General features: G+C 58.2%; 10 protein-coding genes and 1 pseudogene. 2 read left to right on the forward strand and 9 right to left on the reverse strand.

Features of this window, described 5'->3' with window-relative positions:
• Positions 1 to 61: 61 nt before the first annotated feature.
• The 4 genes from dgoD to AC0L7L_RS14240 are packed head-to-tail and all read right to left on the reverse strand — an operon-like array spanning position 62 to position 4,113.
• Positions 62 to 1,237 carry a galactonate dehydratase gene (gene dgoD / locus AC0L7L_RS14225; protein WP_334312965.1) on the reverse strand — a complete coding sequence of 392 codons (1,176 nt, stop codon included), beginning with the start codon at positions 1,235 to 1,237 and terminating at the stop codon, positions 62 to 64.
• A gap of 17 nt (positions 1,238 to 1,254) precedes the next feature.
• Complete coding sequence (locus AC0L7L_RS14230; protein WP_473509681.1) at positions 1,255 to 2,529, reverse strand: TRAP transporter large permease; 1,275 nt, start codon at positions 2,527 to 2,529, stop codon at positions 1,255 to 1,257.
• On the reverse strand, positions 2,526 to 3,035 hold the full coding sequence (locus tag AC0L7L_RS14235) for a TRAP transporter small permease (RefSeq protein WP_473509683.1): 510 nt from the start codon (positions 3,033 to 3,035) through the stop codon (positions 2,526 to 2,528). The genes AC0L7L_RS14230 and AC0L7L_RS14235 overlap by 4 nt, the downstream gene beginning before the upstream one ends.
• A gap of 55 nt (positions 3,036 to 3,090) precedes the next feature.
• A complete protein-coding gene (locus AC0L7L_RS14240) occupies positions 3,091 to 4,113 on the reverse strand; it encodes a TRAP transporter substrate-binding protein (RefSeq protein ID WP_473509685.1) in 1,023 nt (340 codons plus the stop codon).
• A gap of 110 nt (positions 4,114 to 4,223) precedes the next feature.
• On the opposite strand from AC0L7L_RS14240, the pseudogene AC0L7L_RS14245 reads away from it, so the two are divergent.
• A pseudogene (locus tag AC0L7L_RS14245) lies at positions 4,224 to 4,874 on the forward strand (FadR/GntR family transcriptional regulator); the annotation flags it as partial.
• 311 nt (positions 4,875 to 5,185) lie between these two features.
• On the opposite strand, the gene AC0L7L_RS14250 reads toward AC0L7L_RS14245, so the two are convergent.
• Genes AC0L7L_RS14250 through AC0L7L_RS14270 form a run of 5 tightly spaced genes read right to left on the reverse strand, consistent with a single transcriptional unit; the run spans position 5,186 to position 10,848 of the window.
• A complete protein-coding gene (locus AC0L7L_RS14250; protein WP_473509687.1) occupies positions 5,186 to 6,175 on the reverse strand; it encodes a sugar-binding transcriptional regulator in 990 nt (329 codons plus the stop codon).
• Between the two features lie 24 nt (positions 6,176 to 6,199).
• Positions 6,200 to 7,510, reverse strand: a complete 1,311-nt coding sequence (locus tag AC0L7L_RS14255; RefSeq protein ID WP_272212687.1) for an acetoin dehydrogenase dihydrolipoyllysine-residue acetyltransferase subunit — start codon at positions 7,508 to 7,510, stop codon at positions 6,200 to 6,202.
• Positions 7,510 to 8,520 (reverse strand): alpha-ketoacid dehydrogenase subunit beta, encoded by a 1,011-nt coding sequence (locus AC0L7L_RS14260; RefSeq protein WP_473509689.1) that lies wholly within the window; start codon positions 8,518 to 8,520, stop codon positions 7,510 to 7,512. Before AC0L7L_RS14260 ends, AC0L7L_RS14255 begins: the two co-directional genes overlap by 1 nt.
• Positions 8,517 to 9,521, reverse strand: a complete 1,005-nt coding sequence (locus AC0L7L_RS14265; RefSeq protein ID WP_473509691.1) for a thiamine pyrophosphate-dependent dehydrogenase E1 component subunit alpha — start codon at positions 9,519 to 9,521, stop codon at positions 8,517 to 8,519. The genes AC0L7L_RS14260 and AC0L7L_RS14265 overlap by 4 nt, the downstream gene beginning before the upstream one ends.
• Complete coding sequence (locus tag AC0L7L_RS14270; RefSeq protein ID WP_272212691.1) at positions 9,514 to 10,848, reverse strand: NAD(P)H-dependent oxidoreductase; 1,335 nt, start codon at positions 10,846 to 10,848, stop codon at positions 9,514 to 9,516. Before AC0L7L_RS14270 ends, AC0L7L_RS14265 begins: the two co-directional genes overlap by 8 nt.
• 315 nt (positions 10,849 to 11,163) lie before the next feature.
• Between AC0L7L_RS14270 and AC0L7L_RS14275 the strand changes: the two genes are divergently transcribed.
• Positions 11,164 to 12,720 carry an ABC transporter substrate-binding protein gene (locus AC0L7L_RS14275; RefSeq protein ID WP_473509693.1) on the forward strand — a complete coding sequence of 519 codons (1,557 nt, stop codon included), beginning with the start codon at positions 11,164 to 11,166 and terminating at the stop codon, positions 12,718 to 12,720.
• The last annotated feature ends 1 nt before the right edge of the window (position 12,721 follow it).

The following is a 12,721-nucleotide window of genomic DNA, read 5'->3' on the forward strand; positions in this document are numbered from 1 at the left end:
ATTTGACGCTGGAAAGCGAGACGGAGAAATCTGCAGACCTTCTCGAGAACGACCATGAGAATTACCAGTGCGCAACCGTCCCGTCGGTCAGGCAGGCTTCCATTGCCGGGATGACCTCCTGTTCGAAGGGATGCCGTGCTGCTTCCTCTTCATTGATCTCGATACCGAGGCCGGGTGCTTCCGGCGCGTGCCAAAAGCCGTCAACGAGATCGAGCGGATAGGCGTTGCAGATATCCGTGAACCACGGCACCAGACCGACGGCCTCCTCCTGGATGACGAAATTCGGGGTGGCGACGTCGAACTGCAGGGCGACCGCACCTGCGACCGGGCCCATCGGATTGTGCGGGCAAACGCCGATGCCGGCGGCCTCTGCGATTGCGGCAATCCGGCGGCCGCCGGAAAAGCCGACGCAGTGGGCAAGGTCCGGCTGGATATAGGCCACAGCGCGCGTCTCGGCGACCTCGGCGAATTCGCGCGGCGTGAACAGCCGCTCGCCGGTGGCAAGCGGGCAGTCGACGCGGCGGGCGAGATCGGCCATGGCCGGCGTATTGCCGGGCTGGATCGCCTCTTCCACAAACATCGGCCGGATTGGCGCAATCGCGTCGATATAGGCCTTGGCTGCGTCGATTGATTGCGGCCGGCCGTGGAAGTCGGTCATGATGTCGACGCCATCGCCGACCCGCTCGCGCACGGCAGCGGCGAGCTTTTCGACATGGCGAACCGCCGGCAGCGGCGCATCGTAGCCGCTATAGGGGACGAAGCCGAGCTTGACTGCCTCGTAGCCCATCTCCACGGTTTCCTGCACGGCGTCGCAGAAGGCGGAAATGTCGTCGGTTCCAACCTGCGCGCCGATCTTTGCGCGGTGCAGATGGGTGTAGACGCGGACCTTGTCGCGCATCCGACCACCGAGCAGCTCACATACCGGAACGCCAAGCACCTTGCCCTTGATATCCCAGAGGGCCTGCTCGATTCCGGAGACGGCGGAAAGTCCGATGGCGCCAAGCGGCCAGAAGCTGAAATGGGTCATGCGGCGCACCAGATGCTCGATCCGGGCCGGATCCTCGCCGATCAGGAAGGGCGCAAGGTCGTCGACGGTGGCGGTGACGGCGCGGGTCTTCCATTCGAGCGTCGCCTCGCCCCAGCCATGAAGCCCCGGCTGGTCGGTGACCACTTTCACGAAGATCCAGTTCCGGTGGATCGCATTGACGACAACTGTTTCGATTGCGGTGATTTTCACGGGGGTGGCCTTCGGTATCAGGGATTGAGAGTTTGGGGGAGCCAGGTCGAGAATTCCGGCACCAGACATAAAAGCGCGACCGCGGCGAGTTCGGCCAGCAGGAACGGCATCAGTGCCCGCATCAACGGATACATGCCAATGCGGCCGACCCGCATGACCACGAACAGGACGACGCCGACCGGGGGCGTCACGAGGCCGATCGCGAGCGTGATCATCACCACCATGCTGGCCTGAACCGGATCAATGCCAAGCTCGCGCACCGCCGGCATCAGAAGGGGAACGAAGATCAGGATCGCTGCGCCGATATCGAGGAAGGTCCCGAGGATCAGCATCAGAAAGGCAACCGCGAACAGGAACAGCACAGGGCTGTCGGAGAACGTCTCCGCCGCGTTACTGATCCAGGAGGCGATGCCGAGCAGGTTCAACGCATAGGAAAGAATGGTCGAGGCAGCGACCAGCAGATAGACGGAGGCGGAAATACGCGCCGCCTTCATGATGGCGCGCCACAGCCCGGCCATATCGAGGCCGCGGAATATGAACAGCGACAGGATCAGCGCATAAGCCACAGCGATGCCGCCGCCTTCGGTCGCCGTGTAAGCGCCGATCACCATGCCGCCGACGATGATCAGCGGCAGGGTCGCGACCGCCACGCCTTCGATGATCATCCGGATTGCGCCTTCGCCGGTGTGGGCTGGCTTCGGCATCGGCACCCGCTTGCGCAGCGCATCGATAAAGACAATCCCGACACAGGCAGCGCCGATCAGCAGACCGGGGATCACACCGCCGAGAAACAGGTTGATGACCGACTGGCCGGACACGGCGGCAACAAGGATCGCAAGGCCGGAAGGCGGTATGATCGGGCCGATGATCGATGAGGCGACGGTGACGGCCGCCGCATAGGGCTTGGTATAGCCTTCCTTCGGCATTTCCGAGATGAACACACGGCCGAGTGCCGCTGCATCCGCGACCGCAGAGCCGGAAATGCCGGCAAACAGCACGGAGGCACCGATATTGGCATAGGCCGTGCCGCCGCGCAGCCATTTGGTCGCCTGCTGGGCGATCGAGATCAGCCGCGTCGTGATGCCGCCCTGGTTCATGATTTCGGCGGCGAGGATGTAAAATGGCACGGCGAGAAAGACGAAGCTGTCGACACCGGTGAACATCCGGGTTGCCGCGATCGAAAGCGGCACATCGGCGACCAGAATGCCGACAAGGCCGGCAAGGCCGATCGCGAAGGCGACCGGAACGCCGATGAACAGCAGGCCAAGGCCGGTGAGCGCGACCCAGATCATACCGAGCCTCCGGTATCGGAAAGGTCGTCATGTTCGGGCTCGAAGCCGGAAAACCATGACAGTGCGATCTGCACCAGCATCAGCGCCGCGCCGACCGGCAGCGCGAGATAGGGATAGATCATCGGAATGCCGGAGGCTGGCGCCACCTGGCTCGCGTTTCTGAGCGCCTGCGGCCAGCTGTAGACCAAGAGTACCACGCAGAAGATTGCGGCGATCGAATAGAGTGCGGACTTGACCAGCGGCGCGCGGCGGGGGCCCGCGAGATGCTCCAGCGCCTCGATGCCCATATGTTCGGCGCGGAAGATGCAGGCCACCGAGCCCAGCATCATCAGCCAGATCATCAGGTAGCGCATGTATTCCTCGGTCCAGCTGAAACCGGTGTTGAAGAGATAGCGCCCGCCGACCTGGGTCAGGTTCAGCGCAGTCACGACAATCATGATCAGCGTCGCGAGGATTTCAGTGGTTCGGGCGAGCGCCCGGGCAATCAGAAGGGCAGTTACGCGCATTGGAAAACTCCATGGCGCCACCCCTTGCAGCAAGGGGTGGCGCTGTCCGGATGGATCAGTCGTAGAGCTTTACCTTGGCCTCTTCGACCGTGGCGAGCAGCTCGTCAACGGGAGCGTCACCCACCTTGGTGCGGATAAAGGCCTCAACAGGAGCTTGGGTGATTTCCTTGAAGGCGGCCTTTTCTTCCGGCGTCGAGACATGGATCTCCATACCCAGCTCGTCCTGCAGCTTTTCGGAGAAGCGCCAGTCGCCCTCGGTCTTCTGCAGGTTTTCAGTCCAGGCCATAAGATTGGCCGCATCAGTGATGATCTGCTGGTTGGATGGCGTCAGGCCGGAGAACCATTTTTCATCCGCGATGATCACATGCAGGCCGAAGACATGCTCGTCGAGGGTGTAGTATTTCTGGACCTCGCCAAGTCCGCCGCCATAGACAACCGCCGGCGGGTTTTCCTGGCCGTCAACCACGCCCTGACGCAGCGACATCAGCACTTCCGCACCCGAGATCGGCGTTGCGGTAGCGCCGAGCGAGTTCACCAGCTCCATGAACACCGGGCTTTCCATGGTGCGGATCTTCAGGCCGGACAGGTCTTCCGGGTTGATGATCGGGCGCACATTGTTGGTGAAAGAGCGGAACCCGTTCTGCGAAAAGGCGAGCGCGCGCATGCCGGTCTTGTCGAGGATGTCGTCGCGCATATTGTCGGCGAAGTCGCTGTTCATCACCTGCCAGGCGATCGGCGCGCTCTCGAACAAATAGGGGATCGACCACACCTGCATCGGCGGATAGAAGCCCGCCATGGCGCCATCGGCGGCAAAAGTCAGCTCGAGGCTGCCCTGCTGCACCTGTTCCAGCATCTCGCGTTCGCCGCCGAGCTGGTTGTTCGGAAACAGGCGAACCTCGATTTCGCCGTTGGTCTTGAACTCGACATATTCCTTGAAGCGCACGAGGGCGTTGTATTCCGGAAAATCGCCCTCGGCGATGCCGATGCCGAACTTGATGGTTTCGGCCGAAGCCGGAAGTGCGGCGAAAACGCCCGTTGCCGCGACGCATGCCGTCGCAAGCCATTGCCTGATATTCATGATTTCCTCCCTCACAAAGTCCTCTTGGGACTTGACGATGCCGGACACAGTCCGATTCATTGTCAGCAACAAGACTGTGCCCTTTTCTACATCATACGTAAAGACTTAAAATGACAAAAAACAATCGCCGGCACGCCCTCGCCTTTCCGATCGACCTCAGTTCGTCTCTTCCGACCGGGGCGGCCAAGGAGGCAGTCACGGTGCTCGGCCGGCGGATCACCAATGATGTCTACGGTCCGGGTGAGATCATGCCGACCGAGCCTGAACTGGCGGAATCGCTGAATGTCAGCCGGGCGACGATCCGGGACGCGATCAAGGTGCTTTCGGGCAAGGGGCTGGTGCGCACGGCCCGGCGCTACGGCACGCGGGTGCGCCCGCTCGATGAGTGGAATCTCCTCGATTCCGACGTCGTCTCTTGGCACGAACCAAACCATCCGCGCATCGGGCGGATGTTCGCCGAGACGACGGAGCTGCGCTGCATCATCGAGCCGGCAGCGGCAGCACTTGCTGCTGAGCGCGCGACCGAAGCCCAGATCGCACAGATTCTGACCAGCGCCCATGCGATGCATCCGGGCGAGGATGACTTGCAGGCGATGTTTGCCGCCGACTGCCTGTTCCACGCTACCGTGCTCGATGCCACTGGCAACATGATGATGCGGCAGATGCAGAACATCATCCTGACCATGCTGCGCATTTCCTACGAGTTTGGTGTCCTGATGGTCGATGGCGAACCAGTTTCGCGCGAGGGGCATATCCATGTCGCAGAAGCGATCCGCGACCGCAATGCCACAGCCGCCGAACAGGCAATGCAAACGATGCTGAAGTTCAATCGCCGGACCGCTGTCGAATACTGGACCCGTGCGACCGCGGAGACAGCGAACAGGACTTCATGACTTGGGAATATTTGTTTTCTTTTAGTAACGGGAAATGGATAGGGCGCAGATCCGGTTGATCAACGCTTTTCGCGGGGCAATCCGGCCTTGTCGAGCGCAGCTGCGATCAGAACGGAGACAAGTGGCTCTACGAAGCATCGTTCTCCTGCGTCAGGTCGCTGTCCGGCTATGAATGGCCTTCAGAAAGGGATTTTCAGAAGACGCGATGCCGTCAATTCATCGGTAATCAAGGTACTGGGCCTCAGTGCCTTCAATGTGGCTAGAATCATCTCGGTCTTTTCCGTACCGCCGGAGATGAGAACTTTCCTTTTGATCCGTGTGAGCCGTTCGATCGACGGTGACATGGCGCGCGCATTCACAGGGTGGTCAATCGAATGGCCATCCTTGTCCAGGAAATTGTAGAGGATGTCGCCCACAGCCCCTGCCTCGATCAGCGACTGGCGTTCAGCCTCCGAAACATGCCCGAGCCGGAACGAGGTGGTCAGGGTAGATATTCCGCCGCAGGAGACAAGAGCGACATCGCATGTTTCAGCCATCTGCAGAACCTGATCCAGACCACAATGCTCAAGCAACGCATGCTTGGTCTGCGCGCTATCGACAAGGGCCGGAGCGGGAACCAGAAAGCCCTCCGCATCGAAAAGCTCGGCAAATTGCCAGGCAAACTCTGCCGGATTGAACCGTCGCGCCTGCGCGATGCCGCCAAGCAGTGAGACGATGCGCACGCCATCAAGCTTTTTGCCTTCGACAAAAGGCAACATCGCATGCAAAGTCCGCCCCCAGCCGACACCGACCGTCAGGTTATTGGCCATCAATTCCGAAACAAAACCACCCGCAACGGCAGCAACAGCACGCGTTGGATCACTCTCCGTGTCGGATAATGGCGCAACAACTGCCTCTTGCAGACCAAAACGTTCTTCCAATTTTCTCTGGATTTTCATTAACGGGGCCAGATCGGACTTTATTCGAATAATGACTTCACCCCGGCTGCGGGCATCCGACAGCAATCGTGTGATCATGATCCGGTTGACGCCGAGTTTTTTTGAAACCTCAGCCTGTGTCAGACCTTCAATATAATACAACCAGGCAGCGCGAATCCGCAGCTCGTCGCCCGCGGTTCCAAAACTGCGCCCGCGCAATCCGGCGGCTTCATTACTCTGGTTGTCCAGCATCTTTTCTGTCCCGTTGGCAAGATTTTATGAAGCGCCATCATAAACTTGGCGCAATATCTTGCCAACCTCGGACGGAACTTCAAACTGTGGCATATGCCCAACTCCGTCGAAAAGATGAAGCGCAATATTTCCCGGTGCGCGCAACGCATGACGCCAGGGAATGATGGCATCCTGCTTGCCCCAAATAATGCGTGCGGGGACATCAATCCGATCCAGAGCCGCTTTCAAATCAAACGGCTGAACGCCGTCAGGGAACAGAGTATCACACAATCTGGCCTGCGCAGCTCTCAGCGCAGGATCTTTCCGCGGTGCCATGGCAGCCTTCACATACCCATCCGTAATAAGCTTTTCGTCTGAGACCAAGACCTTGAGCCATGGACCCAGGCTTTCCGCACGCGTTGATTTCGATATCCCCTCAAGGGCAGGACCGTTCACCTCCGGCCCAAGGCCGCCCGGCGCAATCAGTGTCAAAGAGGCAATGGATTTGGAACGTGTATCTGCCAGCGACAGTGCCAGCGCACCGCCAAGACTGTGCCCGACCAGATGCGCCCGTTCGATATCCAGCATATCAAAGGCGCGACGGATAGCGGAGGAGAGTTCCGTAAAACTGTCAATGCGCAGCTTTGGTGATTTACCGTGTCCCGGCAACTCAATCCGAATGACCGGTCGCCCCTGCAGGTAGGCCTCCAAAGGCTTCCAGGAAGACGCATCGCTACCAAAGCCATGTATCAGAACAACGGGCATTCCCGCGCCATCACGCGACCGTGAGATGTTGAGAGGACCGCTTTCAGGCTGAAATTGAACGGCTGACGTATGTCGCAGGCGCGCTTCGACCTGTCCGCGAACGTCGATAGCCTGAATCCGTCCACGAGGGCCGGTTCCCGCGATTTCTGTCAGTTCCAGGGCAGCGTCTTGAGCGATACTACGCGCCAGCGGCGTTGCCCGGACTTTATCAGATGCACCAAATTGCTGCGGCAGAATTTCATCGGTCTCGTCAGCGCAAACCGGCTCGCTCCCGGTTTCGCTCACAGGTTGCGGGGAAGGTTTATCATCCGCATCTGCAAGGGCTGTTCTGACTGGCGGTTCCCCGAGCTCCTCTCCCTCCTGATACAACCAGGCGACGGGCTGGCCTATGGGAATATCAACTCCTTCCGCAGCCGGATGATGCAGGAAGCCAGACGCTTCTGCCTCAACCTCCATTGCAGCCTTGTCGGTCTCAATATCGAACAAAGGTGTGCCTTTTTCGACATATTCACCGGGCAAAACATGCCACGTTGCGACTTTGCCGCTGGCCATATCCATGTCGACTTTCGGCATAATGACTTCAACCGGCATCAGATTCGTCCTTTAGCGATATTACGCGCGGCCTCAAGAATATCGGGCACCTGCGGCACAACCGCCTTTTCAAGTTCCGGATTATAGGGGATCGGAGACTCACTGCCACCAAGCCGCACAATCGGCGCGTCAAGAAAATCGAACGCATCGCTTTCAGCAACCATAGCGCTGACCTCGGCCCCCACGCCGAGCGTCTTGACGCCTTCGTAAACGCAAATCAGACGCCCGGTTTTGCGCACCGAGGCCAAAACCGTCTCCCGGTCCATCGGTCGCACCGTCCGCAGATCGATGACGTCGCAATCGATACCTTCCGATGCCAGCTGGTCAGCGGCAGACAAGGCCTTGTGCACCATCAGCGACGTCGCAACGATGCTGACGTCTTTGCCCTCACGACGCACAGCGGCCTTCCCGATCGGCGTTGTGTAGCGCCCTTCAGGAACATGTCCCTTCATCTTGTAGAGAATTTTGTGCTCGAAAATCATGACGGGATCGGGATCGTCCAGCGCCGCCAAAAGCATACCCTTTGCATCTTCAGGCGTTGAAGGTTGCACCACCTTCAGCCCCGGCACATGGCCGAGCCAGGCTTCAATGCTCTGCGAATGCTGCGCCGCCGCACCTGTACCGGAACCTGCAGGAAAGCGCATGACCAGCGGCACCGAAACGGCGCCGCCCAGCATAAAACGCACCTTTGCAGCCTGATTGACAATCTGCTCCATCGCCAGTGCGGCAAAATCAGAGAACTGGAACTCGAAGATCGGCCTGAGGCCGGTCAGGGCAGCACCAACGGCGACGCCGGCACCACCAAGCTCGGAAATGGGCGTATCCATGACCCGATCAGTCCCATATTTATGAACGAGGTCGCCGGTCACCTGAAAGGCACCACCATAGACACCAATGTCTTCGCCCATCAGTATAACGCGTGGATCAGAGCCGAGTGCGATATCCATCGCCTCACGAATGGCCTCAGCATAGGAAAGCTCACGAAGTTCAGGAGATTTTTCAGCGCTCATGCCACCGGGCCTTCTGTATAGACGTAACGGGTTGCTTCTTCGATCTTTGGATCCTCTCCTTCACTTGCAAAGGCGATTGCATCCTTGATCGTCTGCTCTGCTTCGCTCTCAAGCGCGGCAACTTCGCTTTCGGTCAGAATCTTGTGTTCTACGAGCAAAGCGGCCATACGCGGAATCGGATCCCGCCCCATCCATTCATTGATTTCTTCTTTGGTTCGGTAGCGGTTCCGGTCTGATTTCGAATGACCCCGCCAGCGATAGGTCAGGTTCTCGACAAGGCTCGGGCCTTCGCCGGAACGCGCGCGCGCGACAGCTGTGTCAACGGCTTCCGCCACGGCAGAAAAGTCATTCCCGTCGACGGTTGCACCGGGCATGTTGTAGGCAACGGCCCGGTCTGAAATGTGCTTGACTGCGGTTGATCTCTCAACTGATGTTGACATGCCGTACTTGTTGTTTTCGCAAACGAAGACGGCAGGCAGCTTCCAGACCGAAGCCATATTCAGCGCCTCGTGAAACGCCCCTTCATTGTTTGCTCCATCGCCAAAAAAACAAATGGTAACGGCACCGGTGCCAAGCCGTTTGGCCGATAGAGCCGCGCCCACCGCAATTGGCAAACCACCGCCGACAATGCCATTGGCACCCAGATTGCCTTTATCAACATCGGCAATGTGCATCGAGCCGCCGCGGCCACGACAATAGCCCGTTTCCTTGCCAAAAAACTCAGCAAACATCCGACCAAGATCAGCGCCTTTGGCAACGCAATGTCCATGGCCGCGGTGTGTGGAGGTGATCTTGTCATTGTCGCTGAGAGAGATGCAGGATCCGACGGCAGATGCCTCCTGACCGATGGAAAGATGCATTGTTCCGTGGATCAGGCCACGCATATAGCTTTGTTCGGCGCCTTCCTCGAACTTGCGGATCAGATACATTTTCCGAAGGGCTTCCTTCAGCACCTCAGGGGCATAGGTTCGGATAGCGTAAGGACGGTTTTCCTCAGGCATGGGCCACCTCTTTTCCAAAAAGGATTTGATCTTGCAGGTCGCGCAACGCGGCGATGCGTGAATCTTCCGGCAATTTTGTATTGTCGCTGGTGATCAGTTCGCCCTTCCTGATCGGGGCCGTGACCAACGAGCCTGCCAGCAGGCCGGCGGGCCTTCCTTTCGCCACGCGGGCTTTCGAGGCTTCCATAACCCAGGCCCGGTAGGTGTATTCACCAATCTGGTCCAGCTTTTCGCCGGGCTTCAAATCGCGTTTGGCAACAGCACAAACCTCGGCGACAGGACGATCAAGCGGAACCATGTCCGCCTTGTTGTAGAGCACGGCGCGCGCGCAGGTCAGCGGCACTTCCAGCGATGTCAGATGATAGGGGCGGATGAAGCCGAAATACGGTCCATCGCCCATTTTCAGGTCGGTCATACGCTCCCAGATGCGCGGGTGCTCCGCCTCGGCAACGACGAAAACACCGGGCGCAAGGTTCTTGCCAACCGAGTAATCGACCTTGCCGATACCTGACAGAATACCACCGTCTTTTGTTGGAATGAGCGTCTTTGCAAGCTCTTTCGGACCCGCAGCCGGGCCGTGCATGCCATCGCAATCCGGCAGAAGACCGGTGGCGTTCGCGATCGCGGCCATCTCAACCATGGTTTTCGAGCCGTCGACAAACTCAACAAGCATGCGCGCGTTCATATGGCGTTCGTGCGCTTCAGCCGCGTAACCATCGGGCGTTGCGTCGATGTTGAGCGGGTTGTTCTTACCTTTGCCGGCACAGACAATCCTGTGCCCCATAGCCGAAACAAATTCGATCAGCTCCATACAAGCCGATGGTTCATCTCCGGCACCAAGGCTGTAAACCACGCCGAGACGCTCAGCCTCCCGTCTCAGATATGCACCGATTGTCACATCAGCTTCGACGTTCATCATCACAAGGTGCTTGCCATTTTCCATCGCCTTCAGGCCGATTTCTGCACCAACCGAGGGAATGCCGGTCGCATCGATGACAACGTCAATCAGACCTGAATTGAGGATGATGTCTGCGTCCTCGGCAATCGCGGTGTCACCATTTTCGATTGTCCTGTTCAGCGAATCGACGGACCCGGCGTCGCGGCTGTGCCCCTGGCTCTGCCGGGCAATTTCAACGGCCTTGTGGGCAGCGGCCGGATTGATATCCGCGATCGCAGAAACCTCAATTCCATCCATCATTGCGGTGCGCGTAACGATATCGGTTCCCATCTCGCCCGAACCGATCAGGCCAACCCTGACGGGACGCCCTGTCTCCGCACGCTTCGCCAAATCCTTGGCCAGTCCTGTGAGCGCAATATTTGATGCCATTCTCTAGTGCCTCTTTCGATAGGAATTGGCAAAACATTTAGAAAATTTGTTCATAAGTCAATATTTTTGTTCGCCTCATGTTTAGAGAAATCGATTGAAGCTTCAAAAACGATCTTTGTGAAGAGGCTGCATAGCGCGACATTCATGCGCTTTCGAATACGTTCGCTTGACATAACCAATTTTTTGAACAAAAGTTCACGAAGCCATCCTGCTGTTCGGAGGAGCAGGCTCGCTTGTCCCGCAATTGCATCGTGATTGCCGGCGACCGGGTTGTCGAACAATGCAGCGATAGCGTTGGACCCGAGGAGGAACTAAATGCCTATCAAAGGAAATTTTTCGCGACGCTCATTTCTGAAAACCAGCTCTGCTGCTGGCGTTACAGTCATGGGAGCTACGCTGGGTAGCAAATCGCCGTTTGCGCAATCAGGTCTGCCTGATCCACAGACGATTCTCGATCAGATTTCGATCTCGCAATATGTAAAACCCGACTATCAGGCCCTCTATGGGATGTCTGATTCCAAACCACTTTGGGACAAGAATACCGACTGGATCCGCACGGCGGACTGGGAGGAAATCCGCAGACAGTTGGCCGGAACGACCGTTCGTTTCGCGATCGGTGCTGCCGACCGTGATTCAGCCGCCGCAGGTCTGGCACCGTTTGAGGCTCTGTCCGGAATCAAGGTTGAGCTGGTTCCGATCCCCGATGACAGCTTTTACGACAAGGCCATTGCTGAATTCATCTCCGGCAACGCCTCTTTTGACGCACTGCAGTTCTTCTCGCCATGGCTTGGCGACTTTGCAGCCCCGGGCTTTCTGGCCCCACTCGATGATTATGCTGAAAAATGGGGTCTGCCACTCGGCGACTTCTACGACACGTACCGCCTGAATTACGGTTTCTTCAACGGCACCATGTATGGCATCCCGTTCGACTGCGATTTCCAGATGGTTCATCTGCGCAAGTCGATGGTTGAAGAGGTTCTGGGCGGGCCAATCGACAGATGGTCATCGGTCCCAACCTACGACGAACTGATCCGGATTTCTTCTGAACTGAACGGCAAGGTCCCCGGCGTTGCTGGCGTTGGCCTTATGGGCGCACGTGGCATGTGGTCGACATACACATGGGAACATGTGGCCGCCCAGGCTGGCATGATGCTGTTTGATGAAAACTGGGAGCCAATCTTCAACGGAGACGCAGGCAACAAGGGCATGGACACCATCCTTGCCCTGTCTAAAAACGCGATTGAAGGATACGCAGGCGCGGGCTGGGGTGAAAACCGGGCAGCGTGGCTCGGTGGTCAGGTCGCGACCAATATCAGCTGGCAGGATTCCGGCACGCAGGCCATGCGGCCGGACCAGTCCCAGATCGTCGGCGATTTTGTCACCATATATGAGCCACGGATCTCCGGTGGTCGTTTTGCGCCGCCGAATATTGCCGGCTCGACATCCTGTGTCGCAGCATCAAGCCAGAACCCCGAAGGGGCGTTTCTGATGCTGGCCTTCCTGACGACATCATCAATTATGGCCATGAATGAAGCCAATGCGAACGGCGTCGGCCCCGGCTATCGTTCGGTGCTGACAAACCCGAACCTTCAAGCCGTTTCTCAACCGGCAGAAGTGATGGCAGCTTCGCTTGAATATGCATGGTGTGCGCCTCGCCTGCCCGGCATGTTCGAGATGGAACAGGTGATCGGCAACGAGGTCAACCGCGCCCTGGTCAACCAGATATCAGGCAAGGAAGCCCTCGACAACGCCGCAGCAGCCGTCCGGAAAATCATGAAACAGAACGGCTTCTACGGAGCAAAGCCACCGGTCGACTATGCGTCTGTTGCCCCTGGCCTTTGGGTCGGGAAAGACAAGGCTCTCCCGTTCTAAG

The sequence above is a fragment of the Martelella sp. K41-7 genome (assembly GCF_055808365.1).